Origin of the sequence: Rhodovulum sulfidophilum DSM 1374 (genome assembly GCF_001633165.1) — a bacterium.
Taxonomy (GTDB): domain Bacteria; phylum Pseudomonadota; class Alphaproteobacteria; order Rhodobacterales; family Rhodobacteraceae; genus Rhodovulum; species Rhodovulum sulfidophilum.
On the sequence record NZ_CP015418.1, the window covers coordinates 3154258 to 3172877 of the forward strand.

Annotated in this window: 16 protein-coding genes; 9 read left to right on the top strand and 7 right to left on the bottom strand. The window is 69.7% G+C overall.

Going from position 1 to position 18620, the window contains the following annotated elements:
• The first annotated feature begins 91 nt into the window (after positions 1-91).
• The 5 genes from A6W98_RS14785 to A6W98_RS14805 all read left to right on the top strand — a co-directional run bounded on the left by A6W98_RS14785 (position 92) and on the right by A6W98_RS14805 (position 5111).
• Positions 92-595 (top strand): TRAP transporter small permease, encoded by a 504-nt coding sequence (locus tag A6W98_RS14785; RefSeq protein ID WP_042462643.1) that lies wholly within the window; start codon positions 92-94, stop codon positions 593-595.
• Entirely contained in the window at positions 595-1872 is a 1278-nt protein-coding gene (locus A6W98_RS14790) for a TRAP transporter large permease (RefSeq protein WP_042462646.1), read from the top strand. Before A6W98_RS14785 ends, A6W98_RS14790 begins: the two co-directional genes overlap by 1 nt.
• Positions 1873-1881: 9 nt before the next feature.
• Entirely contained in the window at positions 1882-2928 is a 1047-nt protein-coding gene (locus A6W98_RS14795; protein ID WP_042462647.1) for an L-idonate 5-dehydrogenase, read from the top strand.
• Positions 2929-3102: 174 nt separating this feature from the next.
• Positions 3103-4173: an aldose epimerase family protein gene (locus A6W98_RS14800; protein ID WP_081251958.1), complete on the top strand. Its 1071-nt coding sequence runs from the start codon at positions 3103-3105 to the stop codon at positions 4171-4173.
• Between the two features lie 5 nt (positions 4174-4178).
• Positions 4179-5111 (top strand): 2-dehydro-3-deoxygalactonokinase, encoded by a 933-nt coding sequence (locus A6W98_RS14805; protein WP_042465216.1) that lies wholly within the window; start codon positions 4179-4181, stop codon positions 5109-5111.
• Between the two features lie 1134 nt (positions 5112-6245).
• On the opposite strand, the gene A6W98_RS14810 is transcribed toward A6W98_RS14805, so the two are convergent.
• Both A6W98_RS14810 and A6W98_RS14815 read right to left on the bottom strand, forming a co-directional pair.
• A complete protein-coding gene (locus tag A6W98_RS14810) occupies positions 6246-8027 on the bottom strand; it encodes an IlvD/Edd family dehydratase (protein WP_042465218.1) in 1782 nt (593 codons plus the stop codon).
• Positions 8028-8312: 285 nt separating this feature from the next.
• Positions 8313-8876 carry a hypothetical protein gene (locus A6W98_RS14815; RefSeq protein ID WP_155734825.1) on the bottom strand — a complete coding sequence of 188 codons (564 nt, stop codon included), beginning with the start codon at positions 8874-8876 and terminating at the stop codon, positions 8313-8315.
• A gap of 538 nt (positions 8877-9414) precedes the next feature.
• Here A6W98_RS14815 and A6W98_RS14820 point away from each other — a divergent pair.
• Complete coding sequence (locus A6W98_RS14820; protein ID WP_042462652.1) at positions 9415-10362, top strand: 2-hydroxyacid dehydrogenase; 948 nt, start codon at positions 9415-9417, stop codon at positions 10360-10362.
• Positions 10363-10416: 54 nt separating this feature from the next.
• On the opposite strand, the gene A6W98_RS14825 is transcribed toward A6W98_RS14820, so the two are convergent.
• On the bottom strand, positions 10417-11340 hold the full coding sequence (locus A6W98_RS14825; RefSeq protein WP_042462655.1) for a sugar kinase: 924 nt from the start codon (positions 11338-11340) through the stop codon (positions 10417-10419).
• A 244-nt stretch (positions 11341-11584) separates the two neighbouring features.
• Complete coding sequence (locus A6W98_RS14830; RefSeq protein WP_042462656.1) at positions 11585-12358, bottom strand: hydroxypyruvate isomerase family protein; 774 nt, start codon at positions 12356-12358, stop codon at positions 11585-11587.
• A 138-nt stretch (positions 12359-12496) separates the two neighbouring features.
• Between A6W98_RS14830 and A6W98_RS14835 the strand changes: the two genes are divergently transcribed.
• Positions 12497-13612: a THUMP domain-containing class I SAM-dependent RNA methyltransferase gene (locus tag A6W98_RS14835; protein WP_042462659.1), complete on the top strand. Its 1116-nt coding sequence runs from the start codon at positions 12497-12499 to the stop codon at positions 13610-13612.
• A 163-nt stretch (positions 13613-13775) separates the two neighbouring features.
• Here the strand turns inward: A6W98_RS14835 and cobC are convergent, their stop codons facing one another.
• The 3 genes from cobC to cobT are packed head-to-tail and all read right to left on the bottom strand — an operon-like array spanning position 13776 to position 16071.
• The gene (gene cobC, locus A6W98_RS14840) at positions 13776-14288 is read right to left on the bottom strand and encodes an alpha-ribazole phosphatase family protein (protein WP_042462661.1); all 513 of its coding nucleotides are present in this window, start codon (positions 14286-14288) and stop codon (positions 13776-13778) included.
• The gene (gene cobS, locus A6W98_RS14845; RefSeq protein ID WP_155734826.1) at positions 14279-15067 is read right to left on the bottom strand and encodes an adenosylcobinamide-GDP ribazoletransferase; all 789 of its coding nucleotides are present in this window, start codon (positions 15065-15067) and stop codon (positions 14279-14281) included. The genes cobC and cobS overlap by 10 nt, the downstream gene beginning before the upstream one ends.
• Positions 15064-16071: a nicotinate-nucleotide--dimethylbenzimidazole phosphoribosyltransferase gene (cobT, locus tag A6W98_RS14850; RefSeq protein WP_042462663.1), complete on the bottom strand. Its 1008-nt coding sequence runs from the start codon at positions 16069-16071 to the stop codon at positions 15064-15066. The genes cobS and cobT overlap by 4 nt, the downstream gene beginning before the upstream one ends.
• 748 nt (positions 16072-16819) lie before the next feature.
• Between cobT and A6W98_RS14855 the strand changes: the two genes are divergently transcribed.
• Positions 16820-17314, top strand: a complete 495-nt coding sequence (locus tag A6W98_RS14855; RefSeq protein WP_052678083.1) for a TagF domain-containing protein — start codon at positions 16820-16822, stop codon at positions 17312-17314.
• A gap of 178 nt (positions 17315-17492) precedes the next feature.
• Positions 17493-18536: a cytochrome-c peroxidase gene (locus A6W98_RS14860; protein WP_042462665.1), complete on the top strand. Its 1044-nt coding sequence runs from the start codon at positions 17493-17495 to the stop codon at positions 18534-18536.
• Positions 18537-18620: the final 84 nt, after the last annotated feature.

Sequence of the window (18620 nt, forward strand, 5' to 3'; positions counted from 1 at the left end):
GTAGGACCGGCCGGCCCCCCGCGATGGGGCCGGCCGGGACCCGAACCCCAAGAGCCCCGGAACCCGAGTGTTCAAGCGCCCAAGAGGTCCCATGCCAAAGACCGAACGCTTCATAGCGACCGTCACCGCCCTCGCCCGCATCGGCGCGGGCCTGTCCTTCGCGGTCCTGATCGGCGCTGTGCTGCTTCAGGTGATCGGCCGCAGCTTGGGGAATTCTCCGGTCTGGACCGAGGAACTGACCCGCTTCGCCCTGCTGTTCCTGATCGCCTTCGGCGCCGGGCTGTCGCTGCGCAGCGGCGACATGGTCAATGTCGACATCGTCTGCGAGGCCCTGCCCGGGCGATGGCCCTGGCGGCTGCGGCTGCTGTCGGCGCTCGCGACCGGCGGGATGGCGCTTTACCTGCTGCCCCATGCCTGGCGCTTCGTCAGCATCGGCCGGATGCAGAGCTCGCCCGCGCTGGGGCTGAAGATGAGCTATGTCCATGTCACCGTGTTCCTGATGCTGGCGCTGCTGGTGCTGTTCGCGGCGCTGCGCGTGCTGGGAATGCTGACCGGCACCGAGGATGGCACCCCCGAGAAGGCCGAGGATATCTGATGGAAGTCTGGGTTCTTTTCGGCCTGTTCGTCGGCGGCCTCGTCATCGGCCTTCCGGTCGCGGTGACGCTTGGCCTGTCATCGCTGGGCTATCTGCTGCTGGCGGGCATTCCGCCGGTGGTCATGCCGCAGAAGATGTATGCCGGCATGGATGTCTTCGTGCTGCTGTCGATCCCCGGCTTCATCCTGGCCGGCAACCTGATGAACCAGGGCGGCATCACCAACCGGATCGTGCGCTTCGCCAATGCCCTTGTCGGCTGGATCAGGGGCGGGCTGGGGCTGACCAATATCGCCGCCTCGATGCTGTTCGGCGGCATCACCGGCACCGCCGTGGCCGATGCCGCCTCGATCGGGGGCGTCATGATCCCCGGCATGAAGAAGGCGGGCTATCCGGCCGATTACTCGGCCGCCGTCACCGCCGCCTCCTCGACCGTCGGCCCGATCATCCCGCCCTCGGTGCCGATGATCATCGTCGGCGCGCTGTCGGGGATCTCGGTCGGCAAGATGTTCCTGGCGGGGGCCGTCCCGGGCATCCTGATGGGATTTGCGATGATGGTCACGGCCTATGTCATCGCCCGGCGCAAGAACTTCCCGCGCCAGCCCTGGCAGGGCGCCGGCGAGGTCGTGCGCAGCTTCGGCGGCGCGATCTGGGCCCTCGCCATGACCTTCCTGATCATCTACGGCCTGCTCTCGGGCCTCTCGACACCGACCGAAACCGCCATCGTCGCCAGCGTCTATGCCGTCTTCGTGGGCTGCTTCATCTATCGCGACCTGCCGTTCCGGCGGGTGCCGAAGGTGATCATCGACAGCGCCGTCTCTTCGGCGGGCATCCTTGCGCTGGTGGGCTTTGCCAATGTCTTCGGCTGGATCCTGGTGTCGGAGCGCATCCCGCAGGCCATCGCCCAGGGCGTGCTGTCGATCACCGACAACAAGTTCCTCGTGATCCTCATCATCAACCTGCTGCTGCTTTTCGTCGGCATGTTCATGGAGACCATCGCCGCCCTCATCATCCTGTTCGTGCCGCTGCTGTCGCTGGCCCAGGCGGTCGGCATCGAGCCGCTGCATTTCGCCACCTTCGCGGTCCTGAACCTGATGATCGGGCTGACCACGCCGCCGGTGGGCGTCTGCCTCTTCGTCTGCGCGGGCATCGCCCGGCAACCGCTGACACAGGTGGTGATCGCCGTCCTGCCTTTCCTCGCAACCAATATCGCGGTGCTGCTGCTCGTCTCCTACGTGCCCGCCATCGCGACCTGGCTGCCTTCCGTCCTGATCCCATAGGAGCCTTCAATGGACACCCGCGTCTGCCGCCTCCACGCCCCCCATGACATCCGCATCGAGACCCTGCCGCTGAACGGTCCCGCCCCCGGCGAGGTGCTGGTCGCGGTGGGCGCAGGCGGCATCTGCGGGTCGGACCTGCATTACTACCATGATGGCGGCTTCGGCCCGGTCCGGGTGCGCGAACCGATCGTGCTGGGCCACGAGGCGGCGGGCACGGTGATCGCGCTCGGCGCCGGGGTGAGCGGGCTGACCGAGGGCCAGATGGTGGCGCTGAACCCGTCGCAGCCCTGCGGCACCTGCCTCTATTGCCAGCAGGGCATGTTCAATCACTGCCTCGAGATGCGCTTCCGCGGCTCGGCGATGCGCGTCCCGCATGAACAGGGGCTGTTCCGCGACCGCATCGCCATCGGCGCCGCGCAATGCGTGCCGGTGGGCCCGGGCATCTCGCTCGGCCAGGCCGCCTGTTCCGAGCCGCTGGCCGTCTGCCTGCATGCCCGCCGGATCGCGGGCGACCTGACCGGCAAGACGGTGCTGGTGACCGGCGCGGGCCCGATCGGCGCGCTCTGCGCCGCCGTCGCCACCGAGGGCGGCGCCGCAGAGGTGGTGGTGACCGACCTGCAGGACGTGCCGCTCGAGGTCGCGCTGCAGATGGGTGCCAGCCGGATCGTCAACATCGCCCGCGACCCGGCCGCGCTCGAGGCCTATGCCGCCGACAAGGGCCGGTTCGACGTGGTCTTCGAATGCTCGGCCGCCGCGCCCGCCATCGCCCAAGCCATCACGACGCTCCGCCCGCGCGGCATCTTCGTGCAGGTCGGCGTCGCCGGTGAGACCCCGGTGCCGCTGAACCTGATCGTCGGCAAGGAGATCCAGGTGCGCGGCACCCACCGCTTCCACCCCGAATTCGCCGAGGCGGTCGCGGCGATCTCCTCGGGCCGGATCGACGTGCGCCCGATGATCAGCGCCAGCTTCCCGCTGGAAGACGCCGAGGCGGCCTTCGAGGCCGCCGGCGACCGGACCCGCGCGGTCAAGGTGCATCTGAGCTTCGAGGCGCCCTGAGCCCTTCGCGCCCCTTTCCCGGCGGCCCGCAGCCGTCGCCGATCCGCCCAAGACACGGGCACGGGCGCCACAGCGCGCCCGGCCTCTTTCCGTTCCAGCAAGAAGGGACTTGCACACGGCCCGGTTGTAGCAGAGGCTTGAGCTACGGCAGAAGCCGAGCCAGGAGCGCCGCGCATGACCTCCGCCACGGATACGGCCCTCGACACCGCACGCAGTGACGACCCCGCCACCGGGCGGGGGCTACTGGGTCGCGCGCCGGACGGCAGCCCGGTCGAGGCGCTCTGGATCGCGCGGGCCGGAACCCGCGCCCGGATCATGACCTGGGGCGCCACGCTGATGGATCTGCGGCTGGACGGCATTGGCCATTCGCTGGTCTTGGGCAGCCCCGACCTTGCCCCCTATCTTGGCCCGATGCGCGATTTCGGCGCCGTGGTCGGCCCGGTCGCGAACCGCATCGCCGGGGCCTCGGCCCCGCTCGGGGGACGCAGGCTGGCGCTCGAGGCCAACGAGGCCGGCCGAACCATGCTGCATGGCGGGCCCGCGGGCTGCTCGGTCCGCAACTGGCGGATCGAGAGCGAAAGCACCACCGCCTGCCGCCTCGGCCTGTCGCTGCCCGAGGGCACCGGCGGGCTGCCCGGTCCGCTGACGCTCCGGGCCAGCTATTCCATCGAGGACGACGGCGCGCTCGAGATCCTGCTCGAGGGCGAAAGCGGCGGCCTCACCTTCTGCAATCTCGCCCCGCACGGCTACTGGTGCCTCGACGGCAGCGGCACGCTCGACGCCCATCTGCTGGAGATCGCGGCCGGGACCTATCTGCCGGTCGATGCCGCGCTGATCCCGCTCGGCTCGCCCGCGCCGGTGGCCGGGACCCGCTTCGATTTCCGCCGCCCGCGCCCGGTGCGGGTCCCCGGCGATGCACCGCTCGATCACAATTTCTGCCTCGGCGATGCGCCCAGCCGCCTGCGTCCCGCCTGCAGGCTGTCGGCGCCCGGCATCGCGCTCGATCTGTCGACCACCGAGCCCGGCCTGCAGGTCTATGACGGCGGCGGGATCGATACCGGGCCCTTTCCCGGCCATCAGGGCCGCCCCTATCGCGCCCATGCCGGGCTTGCGCTCGAACCCCAGCGCTGGCCGGATGCCCCGAACCGGCCCGATTATCCGTCGGTCCTGTTGCGCCCCGGCGAAACCTGCCGGCAACTGTCACGCTTTCACCCGCGCCGCATCGGCGCGCCCGGGCCCGGGTGATGGAAATGGCCGGGGAGCACTGGCTCGCCGCCGATTGGGGCCCCGCCTCGCTCAGGGTCTGGGCGATGACCGGGCACGAGGTGCAGGCCGAAGGCGCCTCGGATCTCAGCATGGAGCACCTTGGCCCCGCCGATTTCGAGCCCGCCCTGCTGGCCCTGGCCGACAGCATGCTGCCCCCGGGCGAGGTCACCCCGGTCCTGGTCTGCGGTGTGGCCGGGGCACGGCGCGGCTGGATCGAGGTGCCCTATGCGCGCCTGCCCTGCCGACCGAGCGCCAGGCGGCCGGTGCGCGCGCCCAGCACCGATCCGCGCCTCTCGGTCGGCATCCTGCCGGGGCTCTGCCAGACCGAGCCGCCCGACGTGATGCGCGGCGAGGAAACCCGGGTTGCCGGTTTCCTCACCATCCGCCCGGATTTCGACGGAACGCTCTGTCTGCCGGGGACGCATCCCAAATGGGTCCGGCTCTGCGACGGCAGGGTGCTGGCCTTCCGTACCGCGATCACGGGCGAACTCTACCGGCTGCTGGTGCGGGGCTCGATCCTGCGCCGCGCCTTCGACGACATCTGGAACGACCGCCTGTTCCACGCCGCCGTCGACGAGGCCTTCTGCCACCCCGAGCGGATTGCAGGCACCCTGTTTTCCCTACGCGCCGGGGCACTGCTCGACCCGCCGACGACGGGACAGATCCGGGGCCGGCTGTCGGGGCTTCTGATCGGTAGCGAGCTCGCGGCGATGCGCGACATGTGGCAGGGGCGCCCGGTCGCGGTTATGGGCTGCGAACGCCTCTCGCATCTATATGCCACCGCGCTCGACGAACAGGGGGCCGAGGTCGAGACGATCGCGCATGACCGGATGACCCTGGCCGGTCTGATCGCGACATTCGAGCAGACCGGAGCGGTCGTCCTGACCGCGCCCGACGCACAGCCGTCAACGCTCTGAGCCTTTCCGGCGCGACCCGGGCCGCCGCCACAACCTCCTGGCGCCGGAGCCCCACGACCGCCCACCTCACATCGCCGGGACACAGACGACACGGGGGCGTCCCAATGAGGGCACCATCGCCCCGCTGTGGCGTCATGAAAAGCCCCCTATGGGCCGTGATCTCAGGCCGTCCCCGTTTGCCACTCTTTTCGGCATGCACGGACCCAGTCAAGATCAAACCGGACCGAAAGCGCCCCCGCTGGCGCGCGCCCTGCAACAGTCCGACCAGCTCACCCTGCCATAGCGGGTGGACAAAAGCTTCTACATGGCACCGATCCAACACACTGGATCCGCCAATGGCTCCTCCTCAACGCTTTGCGCAACAAGCCCAGCCCGCCCCGTCGCCGCCAACGAAACGAACGAACTATGCCGCTCGGCGCCCGGGATCCCCCTGGAAGACCAACGGCTCCGGCCGCGCGAATGACCACGCAATCGGGCGGAGCGCTGTCGCCCACTATGCCCGCTCTCCGGATGTCCACGCGATGCCGAAAGGTCACATCACCGGCTATCAGACGCTCTAGAAGGACGGTAACCGGGGCATCTTCCCCACCCTCGCCGCGCCTTTCGCTGCCGAAATGGCCGACGCCGCTCCTGCGCCTACAGACGACGCCCTGACCAACACCCCGACCGGGCACCGTCCTGCCGGTCGGGCTATAGACGCCGCCGCCGCTCTCGCCGGAGCCCCTCAGATCGTCCTCGCCGCACCCACGCGCCGTCCCTCCCCCCACTATCCGGCCCATGAAGCCGTCCCGACAGCAAGCCTCCCTGTCCGGCACCCTGAACACCCTCGCCGTTTCCTTCTTCTTGGCGAAAATACCCCGGGGGGCGTCCGAAGGACGGGGGGCAGAGCCCCCTCCCGGACGGTCCCGGCCCTCTCACGCGGTTGTGCCGTGCCCTTCCGGCGCCAGACCCGCGATCACATGTCTTCTGTCGCGCAAGATGGACCGCAGCGTTCGCCCGTCCTGCGGTTCCTTCCGCCACATCGGACCACGACCGCGGCATCCTGTCCGTCAAGGGGCAGAACGCAACCGGGACAGGACCGAAATCGGCCGCCCCGCGCCCCGAAAAAGGACGATGCGGCCTGCCATCCTGGTCTCAGTGATTGTCGCGCGGCAGATCGCGGGCGATCCGCCGATAGGCCGTGGCCAGTTCCAGACAGCCGCCCTCGGCCAGCTGGCCGACATTGGCGCGGTAGATCTCTTCCCAGGGGGTCTGGCTCACGATTTCGGGTGGCTCCCAGGCCTCGCGGCGCAGGTCCCACTCGGCATCGTCGACCAGCGCATCGAGCCGCGAAGCGTTCAGATCGAGCCGCACCCGGTCGCCGGTCCTCAGCAAGGCCAGCCCGCCCCCCACCGCCGCCTCGGGCGAGGCGTTCAGGATCGAGGGGCTTTCCGAGGTGCCCGACTGGCGCCCGTCGCCGACCGTCGGCAGATGCCGGACGCCCTGCTTCACCAGCGCATCCGGCGGCTGCATGTTCACCACCTCGGCCGAGCCCGGATAGCCGACGCAGCCGACATTGCGGATGAAGAGCATCGCGCTTTCGTCTATCCCGAGCTCGGGATCGTTGATCCGGGCATGGTAATCCTCGGGCCCCTCGAAGACCACGGCGCGGGCCTCATGCACGCCCTCCTGGCCCGGCTCGGACAGGAAGCGCGCGCGGAATTCATCGGAAATCACCGAGGTCTTCATCAGCGCCGATGAGAACAGGTTGCCCGAGAGCACCTTGAACCCGGCCTGCGCCCGAAGCGGCGCGTCATAGGTCGCGATCACGTCCGGGTCGGCGGAGCGGACCCGCTCGAGGTTCTCGGCCAGGGTCCGGCCGGTCGCGGTCATCGCGCCGACATGCAGCCGCCCGGCCCGGGCCAGCTCGGCCATCACCGCGGGCACCCCGCCGGCCCGGAAGAAGCTCTCGCCCAAGTATTCGCCCGCGGGCTGCATGTTGACCAGAAGCGGCACGTCATGGCCGATCCGCTCCCAGTCGGTCACGTCCAGCTCGACCCCCGCATGCCGTGCGATCGCTTGCAGATGCGGCGGCGCATTGGTCGAGCCGCCGATGGCGCTGTTGACGGTGATGGCATTCTCGAAGGCGGCGCGGGTCAGGATGTCGGAGGGTTTCAGATCGTCCAGCACCATCTGCACGATCCGCCTGCCGGTCTCGTAGGCCATCGCCATCCGTTCGCGGAAGGGCGCGGGGATCGCGGCATTGCCGGTCAGGCTCATGCCCAGCGCCTCGGCCATCGCGTTCATGGTGGAGGCCGTGCCCATGGTGTTGCAATGACCGAGCGAGGGCGCCGAGGAACAGACCCGGTCCATGAATTCGTCATAGTCGATCCTGCCCTCGGCCAGGAGGCGGCGGCTTTCCCAGACGATGGTGCCCGAGCCCGCGCGCTTGCCCTGCCACCAGCCGTCGAGCATCGGCCCGCCATTCAGCGCGATGGCCGGGATGTCGACCGTCGCCGCCCCCATCAGCATCGCGGGCGTGGTCTTGTCGCAACCGGTGGTCAGCACCACCCCGTCCAGCGGATAGCCATGCAGGATCTCGACCAGCCCCAGATAGGCAAGGTTGCGGTCCAGCGCGGCAGTCGGGCGCTTGCCGGTCTCCTGCAGGGGATGCACCGGAAATTCCATCGGCACGCCGCCCGCCTCGCGGATGCCCGCCTTGATCCGGTCCATCAGGAAGATGTGGATCTTGTTGCAGGGCACCAGATCCGAGCCGCTATTGGCGATGCCGATCACCGGACGCTCCGATTGCAGCTCGCCCCGGGTGAAGGTCTGGTTCTGGTAGCGCTCGACATAAAGCGCGGTCATGCCGGGGTTGTTCGGGTTGTCGAACCATTCCTGCGACCGGAACCGTCTGTTCGCGCGCGTATCGCCCATGCCCATCCTCCGCTTGTCCTCTGTTGCGCCCCCGGTCGTGACGCCATGCGTGACATCAAAGGCGGCGGGCCTGCCCCGGACCGGAAGCCGGTCGCGGCCCTCGGCACAAGCATTCCGATACGCCATGCCGGATGCAAGACCAATCGGCCCCGAAGGCCGGAGAGGTCCCGACCGCACCAATCGGCTGGCCCCGTTTCCAGAAGCATCCCCGGCGGATCGGGCCCGGCAACGCCAGGCAGGGCGCGCGGGCCGAACGGAGGCCTTTATCCCGGGATTTCTCTTGGGCTATCCAATCGGAAGCTGCCGCAAGGCCCGGCCCCGGGGAGGAAGCCCATGACGCATCTTCAATTCGCCGACAGCCAGTCGCGCCAGAGACCGGTCGCGACCCTCACGATGGCGGCCCGGGCGTTGGCCGTGCAGCGGCCGTACAACGTTCATCCCGGCATCCGCCCGAGCGATTTCCGCAAACCCGATTTCCGCATGCACATGCCCATCGTCAAATCCGTCGTCCCGGCACATCGCTTCCCAGCACCTGACGCCATTCCGGCCAGCGGCCGTACCGCGCCGCGTCAGCCCGAGGCGTCCGACCCGCAGCACCGCCACGGGGTCGATCCCGAGACCGTGGTCCCCCTGCCCCAAGGTAAACCAGGCCCCTTCTTCGCAATCCCGCTCTTCGACCAGCCCGGGCATCAGAGCCTCTCTCCCGATCCGGGCTTTGCGCCCCATCAACACGCCAGCGACCATCCCGGTGCGATCCCGGTCGCGTTCCCGCTGCAGAAAGGCCGAGGGGGTGTCCTCGAGACCGGGGCAGAGCAGGGGCCGATCACCGACCCATACCAGGCCGATCATTCCGAACATCCCGACCCGGCCGACTGGAGGAGTTCCATCGCGATCCTGAAACCATATTATTATCAAATGCCTTTCAGTCCTTTCTCATGTTACGGCATTGTCGGGCGAGAACCACTCCCGCCCGCGACAATCTCCCGATATTCGCGACCCGCTGATCCCGTCCGATGGAGGGCCAAGGGCCCCTGCCGGAACCGAGGCAATGACCGGCTGGCGGATCGGCCATACGGTCCCGACATTCGCGCAGATGGCACGGCCCGGCCTCAAGACCCGTTGCTGCGTGAGCGCCATCGCCCGGCACGCGGCCTTCCGGGCTGCACGGCACCAAGCCGCCGGGCGATGCCTTCCACGTCCTCCCCGACAGCAAGGCCTCCGGGACAGGCTCGGCCGAGGCAGAGACCAATCGCAGAGCCGCATATCGCCGGGACCGCCAGCGGCGCGCCCGGAAACCGGCATCCGCGCCCGTCCCGCGCCGCTGCGACCGCCATCCTCAGCGCCCACCCGCGCGACTGCGCGCACCATCCAGACGAAAGGCCCCTTCATGACCGATACCCCCCTGCTGATCTGCGGCGCCGCCTTCACCGAGGACGAGCGCGCCCGACTGTCGACCGCGGTCTCCTCCGTCTCGGTCGAGAGCCCCGCCGCGCTCGAAGGGCTCGCCCCCGGCCTGCGCAAGCGACTTCGCGCCGTCGCCTACAAGGGCCAGGCCCCATTCGGCGCGCGTGAGATGGCCGCACTGCCCGGGCTGGGGCTGATCGCCAATTTCGGCGTCGGATACGATGCCATCGACCTGGCCGCCGCAACCGCGCGCGACATCCGCGTCACCAACACGCCCGACGTTCTGAACGACGATGTCGCCGATATGGCGGTGGGGCTGATCCTCGCACAGGCGCGCTGTCTTCTGCGCGGCGACGGCTGGGTCCGGAGCGGCCGCTGGGGCAAATACGACGAGATGCCGCTTGCCCGGAAGGTGTCGGGCGCGCGGGCCGGAATTGTCGGGCTGGGCCGGATCGGGCGCGAGATCGCCGACCGGCTTGCCGCCTTCAAGATGGAGATCCACTACCATTCGCGGCAACAGAAGGAGACCCCAGGCTGGCGCTATCACGCCGATCCGGTCAGCCTTGCCGAAGCGGTCGATTTCCTCGTCGTGGCGCTGGTCGGCGGCGAGGAGACCCGGAATTACGTCTCTGCCGAGGCGATTGCCGCGCTCGGGCCGACGGGTGTCCTGATCAACATCTCGCGCGGCACGACGGTCGATGAGGGGGCGCTGCTTGCCGCGCTGGAACAGCGCCGGATCGCGGGTGCCGGGCTTGACGTCTATCTCGACGAGCCCGCCATCGACCCGCGTTTTCAGGGGCTCGACAATGTGGTGCGGCAACCGCATGCGGGCTCTGCCACCGTCGAGACCCGGCGCGCCATGGCCGAACTGCAACTGGCCAATATCCGTGCCTTTCTGGATGGCGAACCGCTGCCGAGCCCCGTCAACTGAGGGCAATCAACTGAGGCCCGTCAACGGAACCCGGTCAACTGAGGCGAAGCCGGCTCAGGGCTCCGCCCCATCCGCAAACAGACCGGGGGCAAGTGCGCCGCGCTGCCCGATCACCCGGGCCGCAAGCGCCGCCGCCTGCGCGACCGCCTCGGGCGGGCTTGCCCCGGTCGCCCGCGCGGCCAGAAAGCCCGCCGCGAAACTGTCGCCCGCAGCAGTGCTGTCGACCACCTGCGCGACCCGCACCGGCGCGATCTCGGCCTCGGCGCCCTCGGCCCAAAGCCGGATCGGCGCGGCGCCGTTCTTGACCACCACCGTCGTCGCCCCGGCCTCGCGGTAGCGCGCCACCGTCGCCCCGGGCGAGGCATCGCCGAAGGCCGCCTGTTCCTCGTCGAAGGAGGGCAGCACCGTATCGGCGACCGAGGCGCCCAGCATCAGCCCGGCCCGCATCTCCTCCGGGTCGCGCCAGAGCCGGGGCCGGACATTGGTGTCGAAGCTCACCCGCGCGCCCGCCGCCCGCGCCCGCCCGAGTGCTGCGCAAAGCCGTTCGCGCGCCTCGGGCGCGAGGATCGCCAGCGTGATGCCCGAGAGATGCAAGAGGTCGCGTCCGGCAAAGGCGCGGTCGAGCCAGTCCGGATCGTCGGCCATCGCCTTCGCCGCCGCCTGCCCGCGCCAGTAGGAAAAGCTCCGTTCGCCGTCTTTCAGCGCGATCATGTAAAGCCCCACCGTGCGCCCCTCGATCCGGCGGATCGCCTGGGTCGCGATGCCCTCGGCCGCCATGAAGGCCAGCATGTCGTCCGACACCGCATCCGCCCCGACGGCGGTCGCATAGCCCACCGACCAGGTTTCGGGCAGCAGCCGCCGGGCATACCAGGCGCAGTTGAAGGTATCCCCGGCAAAACCCATGCGAAAGAGCCCGTCCCGGTCCGGGGCAAGCTCCACCATGCATTCGCCAATGGCGAGAAAGGAATGTTCCGGCATCTGTCTCCCTGCGGCCCTGGCCAAAGCGGCGGTTGCGCAACGATCCAGCTTCTATCCCCTTTTCCGCCCGCTCCGCTAGGGACCGGCCCGCCATTTCCTGCCGCACATGGCATCAGAAGACCGGCCCCCGGAGCCCCGCCCTCGCGCCCGACCGGACCCCAGCCGCCTTGCCCCTCTCGACACCCCGCGCGACCGTCTCCAGGGGCAAGGCCGCGAACGCCGGGGACACAGACCGCCGCGCGCCCTACCCAGCGCTGGCCGCGAAGCGTGCCATCCAGCCCAGGCTGTCGCCGGTGGGTCCGTCGGGTCGGTATTCGGCGCCGACCGGCGTGGCGTGACCCAGCCGCTCGAGCAGGCCGAAGACATGGCCATAGTCGAGCTCGCCATGATCGGGCGGGCCGCGATCGGGCACCGAGGCCACCTGCACATGACCGATCAGCGGCATCAGCGCCCTGAGCCGCACCGAGACATCGCCCTCGGCGCGCTGCACATGGTAGCAGTCGAAGATCAGCCGGAGGTTCGGCGCGGCAACCCGCTCGATCATCGCCACCGCCTCGGCGGTGCTGGCCAGCGCATAGCCCGGCACGTCATGCGGGTTGATCGGCTCGATCAGGATGCCGATGCCATAGGGGGCGGCCTCGAGACAGGCATAGGCCAGTGTCGCCGCCAGCGCGGCCTCGGCCTCGGGCCCGCGCGCGCATCCGGCCATGGCATGGATCTGCGGCACCCCGAGCGCGGAAGCCCAGGCGATGGACTGATCGATCGCCGCGCGCGCCTCGGCCGCCCGCCCGGGCAACGCGCAAAGCCCGAACTCGCCCACCGCAAGATCGCCGGGACGGGTGTTGAGCGAGAGCATCGGCAGACCGGTCTCGTCCAGCGCCGCGCGGATCGCGGATCGCGGCGTGTCATAGGGCCAGTGGCATTCGACGGCGGAAAACCCGGCGGCGGCGGCCGCACGGATGGCATCGGGCAGCTCGAGCTCGCGCCAGAGAAACCCCAGATTGGCAGAGAACCTCACGTTCCTCTCCGGATCGACCGGAACCGCGTGTTCCGCCCTCATCGCTAGCGGCGCCGCACCCGAGCTGTCAAGCACGCCCTTCCCTGCCCGCCGCTTCCGGTGTATCGCGAATGCCTTGCCCCCTGTGCCGGAGCCCGGATGACTGCCGCCGCCCCCTTCGAGATCTTTCTCGCCGCCCTGCCCGGGCTCGAACCGCTTCTGGCCGAAGAGGCCCGCGCGGCGGGCTTTGCCACGCCCGTGGCGGTCCCCGGGGGCGTCACCGTGACCGGGGGCTGGCCCGAGGTCTGGCGTGCCAATCTGGTCCTGCGCGGCGCCTCGCGCGTGCTGGTCCGGATCGGCGCCTTTCGCGCCTTCCATCTCGCCCAGCTCGACAAGCGGGCGCGGAAGGTCGACTGGGCGGCGGTGCTTAGGCCCGACCGGCCGGTGCGGGTCGAGGTGCAATGCCGGGCCTCGAAGATCTACCATGCGCGCGCCGCCGCCCAGCGCATCGAGCGCGCCATCGCAGAGACGCTGGGCGCGCCCATCGGCGGCGAAGAGGCGATCGCGCTCAAGGTCCGGATCGACGACAATCTGGTGACGCTCAGCCTCGACAGCTCGGGCGAACCGCTGCATCGGCGCGGCCACAAGCAGGCGGTCGGCAAGGCACCGCTGCGCGAAACAATGGCCGCGCTCTTCCTGCGCGCCTGCGGCTTCGACGGGCAGGAACCGGTGCTCGATCCGATGTGCGGCTCGGGCACCTTCCCGATCGAGGCGGCCGAGATCGCGGCAGGCCTCGCCCCCGGCCGCGACCGCAGCTTCGCCTTCGAAGACTTCGCCAGCTTCGATGCCGGGGCCTGGACCGCGATGAAGGCGCCTGCGCCCGCGATCCCGGCCGAGGCCCGTTTCTTCGGGTCAGACCGCGATGACGGCGCGATCCGGATGGCCACCGCCAATGCCGCGCGCTCGGGCGTCGCGGACCGGACGGACTTCCGGCGCCAGGCGGTCAGCGATCTGATCCGGCCCGAAGGCCCGGCCGGTCTGGTGATGGTCAACCCGCCCTATGGCGCGCGGATCGGGGACAGAAAGCTTCTCTTCGCGCTTTACGGCGCGCTCGGGGCGACACTTCGCGACCGTTTCGCGGGCTGGCGGGTCGGACTGGTCACCAGCGACGAGGGGCTTGCGCGGGCAACGGCCCTGCCCTTTCTGCCGCCCGCTCCGCCGGTTGCCCATGGCGGGCTGAAGGTGCGGCTTTTCCGGACCGCGCCCCTGCCCTGACCTGTGCGCCCGTGAGCAGCGTTCCGTCATGGGTATTTTCGCCAAGAAGAAATCAGGTTTCGTCTTCTTCTTGGTACAAATACCCGAAAGACCACGATCCCGGCGGAGACTCCCGGTGCACGCCTGCGCGGAACGCGCTCTGGCCACTGACGAAAAAGCGGCGTCAGGGCAGCTCGATGAAGCTCCCATAGGGGAATTTCATCTGCCAGGCGCCTTCGCGACCGGCATGATGCAGCGCGGCCCGCATCAGCCCGGCATGCGAGACGGCGAGTACCCGCCCGGGTCCGCTCATCTCCTCGAGAAAGGGCACGACCCGGGCAAAGAACATGCCGACGCTTTCGCCGCCATGGGGGCACGACTCGTAGAAATGCCCGGCCCAGTGATCGAGCCCCTCGCGCGGGACCTCGGCCCAGGGGATGCCCTCCCAGGCGCCGAAATCGATCTCGATCAGGCGCGGATCGGCCGCGACAGGCAGACCCCGCGCCGCGCCGATATGCTCGGCCAGACGGGTGCAGCGCATCAGCGGGCTGGTCAGGATCCGGTCGATGGCGGGCAGCGCCGCCAGCACCTCGGCCGCCTCATCGGCAAAGCTCGACGCGGGCGGGTAGTCGGTACGACCGTAGCAGGTGCCCTCGGCCACATCCGGCCGGGTATGGCGCAGCAGGATCAGGCCCATGCCAGAAACCCCAGAAGGACCGCGATCTCGGCCACCTGCTGCACCGCACCCAGCCCGTCGCCGGTATGACCGCCGAGCCGGCGCATCATCATCCGCGCCATGAAGAGCGTTACCGCGACCGTCAGCGCCAGCACCGTCAACGCGGCGGCCAGCCCCGCACCGATCCAGAGGCCCAACATCAGCGCTCCGCCCGTCGCCCAGGCGATGGCCATGCCGTCCCGGCCCGGCCCGGCGGCGGCGAAGGCCGCCTTGCCCTCGTCGCGCGCATAGGGCAGGCGCACCATGACGAGCACCGACGCCAGACGGCTGAGCCCATGGGCGGCGACCAGCGCTCCGAGCGCGGCCCAGCCCCCCGCCGCGGCGCCGAGCCCCGCGAGCGCGGCCAGCTTCAGCACCAGCGCCAGCATCAGCGTCACCGCGCCATAGCTGCCGATCCGGCTGTCGCGCATGATCTCGAGCGCGCGCTCGCGCGTCAGCCCGCCGCCAAGCCCGTCGGCCATGTCGGCCAGCCCGTCCTCATGCAGCGCCCCGGTCAGCCGTACGCCGGCCGCAAGCGTCAGCACCGCCGCGACCGCCGGAGGAAAGACCGCCGCCGCCGCCGCGAAGACCAGCCCCAGAAGCGCGCCGATCAGCGCGCCGCAAAGCGGAAAATAGCGCGTCGCCCGGCGCATGCGGTCGGGCGTATAGCCCGCATCGGCAGGCAGCGGCAGGCGGGTGACGAATTGCAGCGCCAGAACGACCAGCCGCGCCTCTTCGCGCAGCGAGGCAGCCGGGGTCATTGCGGCCCCGTCACGCCGGCATCGTCGAAGCTGGCCATGGTGTTCAGCATCTCGCCCGCGGCCTTGAGAAGCGGCCAGGCCAGCAGCGCGCCGGTGCCCTCGCCCAGCCGAAGCCCCAGACGCAGCAGCGGCTCGGCGCCCAGCGCGTCGAGCAGCGCGCCATGGCCCTGTTCCTCGGAGCGGTGCGAGAAGACCATCGCGGCGCGTGTCGCGGGCGCGATCCGCATGGCGGCGAGCGCGGCCGCGGTCGCGATGAAGCCGTCGACGATCACGACCTTCCTCGCCGCGGCCGCGCCGATCATCGCGCCGGTCATCATCGCGACCTCGAAACCGCCATATTCCGCAAGCGCCTCTTTCGGCCCCAGCGCGCCGGTCCGCGCGACGGCGGCCTCCAGCACCTTGCGCTTGCGCGTCAGCCCGTCATCGTCAAGCCCGGTGCCGCGCCCCACCAGAACATCCAGCCCGACACCGGTCAGCTTGTGGCCCAGCGCCGCAGCCGAGGCGGTATTGGCAATGCCCATCTCGCCGTAAGCGACCGCATCGGCCAGGCTTTCGGCGCCCAGCCTGCGGCCCTCCTCAAGCGCGCGGTCGCATTCCGCGGCACTCATCGCGGGCTCGTGCAGGAAGCTTTTCGTGCCCGCGCCGATCCGGCGTTCGATCAGTTCCGCCACCCCGAAGGGCGCGCCCGCCACCCCGGCATCGACGACCTTCATCTCGGCCCCGACGGCCCGGGCGAAGGCATTGGCCCCGGCCCCGTCCGCCAGGTAGTTGAGCACCATCTGTCGCGTCACTTCCTGCGGGAATTTCGACACGCCCTCGGCCGCGATACCGTGATCCGCGGCAAAGATCGTCAGCTCGCAGGTCTTCATCTGCGGACTCAGCGTGCCCTGGACGGTAGCGATGAGCGTCGCCAGATCCTCGATCCGGCCGAGCGAACCCAGCGGCTTGGTCTTGAAATCGATCTTGTGCTGGAGCGCGGCGGCGAAATCGGTATCGGTGCTCATCCCGTGGGACCTTTCGTTTCTGTCGCGGCGTGTCTTAGGCCGGGGCGGCGGACGCTGCAATCGGCAACGGCGACCGGGCATGGCGGGCATGGCGCCGCACCGGAACCGCCCGCCGCAGAGATCCGGGCAGCGCGGCGTGATCGCGACCGCGGGCGGCCGACGGCAACCGCATCAGGGACACCGTGGTCGGGCATCCGGCGGGGCGCGGCAAGGCAGGACGGGTCCGAAACCGTTGCGTGACCCGGCCGAGTCTGAGACAGTCCGGTTATTGGAACCAGAGGCATGGATCCGGGACATTGGTCGATCTGAACCTGTTCGCGTCCCTCTGCGGCGACGCAGCCTCTTGCGGGGCACGCCCTGTTTTGCGCCCCATGTCCCGAATTGCGCTGCATCCTCAGCCCCCGGATGCCCGCTTGCCCTCCGCGAGCTCTCGTACGGACGACGCCCCGAGGGCACAGCCCCGGTTGCGGAGACAGGCCGGGAAAAGGGCCACAAAGCGCGGCCGGGGCATCGCACCTGAAATTGCGTCGGGAAAGGCCCGGCGCCTTTCGTCATCGCGCGCCCGCGCCGACAGCGCCCCGCTCGGCCGCAGCTTTTGCGAAACAGCGCGGCCCGGCGGTGCGGAAACCGTCGCTGCCCCGCGCGCAAACGGCCTGCCGGTGAGGTATGCCCGGATGCCGACCGCGCACCGGTCAGCCCTCTGGAATGTCCCCCGGGCCCTCCCGCAAACCGCCAGACCGGAGGGAGCTTGACGCCCACCACCGGATATTTCGGAAAGATCCCGAGCGCCGGAAACGTCGTCACGCAGGGGGTTCCCGGCCTTGTGCGGATTGCGCTCGAACGCTGGATGACAGCGCATCTGGCGACCCGCGCGGCTTGGCCCGGATGCTGGCCCCGGACCGGGCTGCGGGCAACGCTCGATCTGGAAAAGGGCACGCTCACCGCGCTGATCCTGCCCAGCCGCGACCGGTCGAGGCGGCCCTTTCCCCTGGCCTGTTGCCGGATGCCCGGGCTCGACTGGGAGGCCGCCGACCGGTGGTGCGACGGAGCGCTTCCGACCGCGCAGGCGGCAACGGCGGGCGCGCTCTCGCCCGCGAGCCTTGGCGCCGCGCTGGCCGCGCTGCCGCTCCTGAGCGGCGACGCCCCCGAGCCCGGTCTATGGACCGCCGCCCCGCCTGCGGAGGAAGACCGGCCGGTCGCGCAGATCCTGACCGATCTGATGGGCCCGATCGGTGCGGTCTGAGCCCTCTTCCTCTGGCCGGGCGAGCACCGGTCCCCGCCGCGCACCGCCGTCATGGGCCCGGCGCGACCGAGCGACGCAGCGCCCCGCAATCGGGCGGCAACTTGATCCAGGTCAAGGCTGAATATTCGAATTATTCCAACTTCAATAACGCGCGATATCCAAGAAAACGGTTCATTCCATGACACGCCTCATCGCAACAGCCCTCCTCTCCACCGCATTGGCCGTCCCGGCCGCGGCCTCCGACCTGCGCGACATGGCCCTCGACTATTTCGAGGCGCTGCCCTCGACCGTGCCCCAGATCGCCGACAACCGCGTCACCCCCGAGAAGATCGAGCTCGGCAAGGCGCTGTTCTTCGACCCGCGGCTCTCGGCCTCGGGGGTCTTCTCCTGCTATTCCTGCCACAACCTGACCACCGGCGGCGACGACAACCTCGAGACCTCGATCGGCCATGGCTGGCAGAAGGGGCCGCGGAACGCGCCCACCGTACTGAACGCGGTTCTCAACATCGCCCAGTTCTGGGACGGGCGCGCCGAAGACCTGAAGGCCCAGGCCAAGGGGCCGGTTCAGGCCGGGGTCGAAATGGCGAACACGCCCGACAATGTCGTCGCGACGCTGACATCCATGGGCCAGTATATCGACTGGTTCGAAGCCGCCTTCCCGGGCGAGGCCGATGCCGTCAGCTTCGACAACATGGCCCGCGCCATCGAGGCCTTCGAGGCCACGCTGATCACCCCCGCCCCGTTCGATGCCTTCCTGAACGGCGACGAGATGGCGCTGGACGAAACCCAGAAAGAGGGGCTTCAGCTCTTCGTCGACAAGGGCTGCGTGACCTGCCACAACGGCGTCAACCTGGGCGGCAACGGCTACTTCCCCTTCGGTCTGGTCGAGAAACCCGGCGCCGACATCCTGCCCGAGGGCGACAAGGGCCGCTATTCGGTGACGGCGACGGCCAGCGACGAATACGTGTTCCGCGCCGCGCCCCTGCGCAACGTCGCGCTGACCGCGCCCTATTTCCATTCGGGCAAGGTCTGGGACCTGAAAACCGCGGTACAGGTGATGGGCACGGCCCAGCTCGGCGAGGACGTCTCGGATGCCGAGGCCGAGAGGATCGTGGCCTTCCTCGACAGCCTGACCGGGACCATGCCCGCGATCACCACACCGGTGCTGCCGCCCGAGACCGCCACCACGCCGCGGCCGACCGCCGAGGTGCTGCAACGCTGAGCCCGACCGACTGTCTCGGGGCGTCCTGCAGGGGCCGACAGTCTTGTCGGCCCCTTTTGGTCTTTTGTCGCCCCGGTTTTGTCG

Excerpts from the sequence above, each read along its gene's own strand:
- A6W98_RS14790 (WP_042462646.1), top strand. The coding sequence starts at position 595 with ATGGAAGTCTGGGTTCTTTTCGGCCTGTTCGTCGGCGGCCTCGTCATC.
- cobT (WP_042462663.1), bottom strand. The coding sequence starts at position 16,071 with ATGAGCACCGATACCGATTTCGCCGCCGCGCTCCAGCACAAGATCGAT.
- A6W98_RS14815 (WP_155734825.1), bottom strand. The coding sequence starts at position 8,876 with ATGATCGGCCTGGTATGGGTCGGTGATCGGCCCCTGCTCTGCCCCGGT.
- A6W98_RS14860 (WP_042462665.1), top strand. The coding sequence starts at position 17,493 with ATGACACGCCTCATCGCAACAGCCCTCCTCTCCACCGCATTGGCCGTC.
- A6W98_RS14825 (WP_042462655.1), bottom strand. The coding sequence starts at position 11,340 with ATGCCGGAACATTCCTTTCTCGCCATTGGCGAATGCATGGTGGAGCTT.
- A6W98_RS14820 (WP_042462652.1), top strand. The coding sequence starts at position 9,415 with ATGACCGATACCCCCCTGCTGATCTGCGGCGCCGCCTTCACCGAGGAC.
- A6W98_RS14785 (WP_042462643.1), top strand. The coding sequence starts at position 92 with ATGCCAAAGACCGAACGCTTCATAGCGACCGTCACCGCCCTCGCCCGC.
- cobS (WP_155734826.1), bottom strand. The coding sequence starts at position 15,067 with ATGACCCCGGCTGCCTCGCTGCGCGAAGAGGCGCGGCTGGTCGTTCTG.
- A6W98_RS14800 (WP_081251958.1), top strand. The coding sequence starts at position 3,103 with ATGACCTCCGCCACGGATACGGCCCTCGACACCGCACGCAGTGACGAC.
- cobC (WP_042462661.1), bottom strand. The coding sequence starts at position 14,288 with ATGGGCCTGATCCTGCTGCGCCATACCCGGCCGGATGTGGCCGAGGGC.
- A6W98_RS14810 (WP_042465218.1), bottom strand. The coding sequence starts at position 8,027 with ATGGGCGATACGCGCGCGAACAGACGGTTCCGGTCGCAGGAATGGTTC.
- A6W98_RS14805 (WP_042465216.1), top strand. The coding sequence starts at position 4,179 with ATGGCCGGGGAGCACTGGCTCGCCGCCGATTGGGGCCCCGCCTCGCTC.
- A6W98_RS14795 (WP_042462647.1), top strand. The coding sequence starts at position 1,882 with ATGGACACCCGCGTCTGCCGCCTCCACGCCCCCCATGACATCCGCATC.
- A6W98_RS14835 (WP_042462659.1), top strand. The coding sequence starts at position 12,497 with ATGACTGCCGCCGCCCCCTTCGAGATCTTTCTCGCCGCCCTGCCCGGG.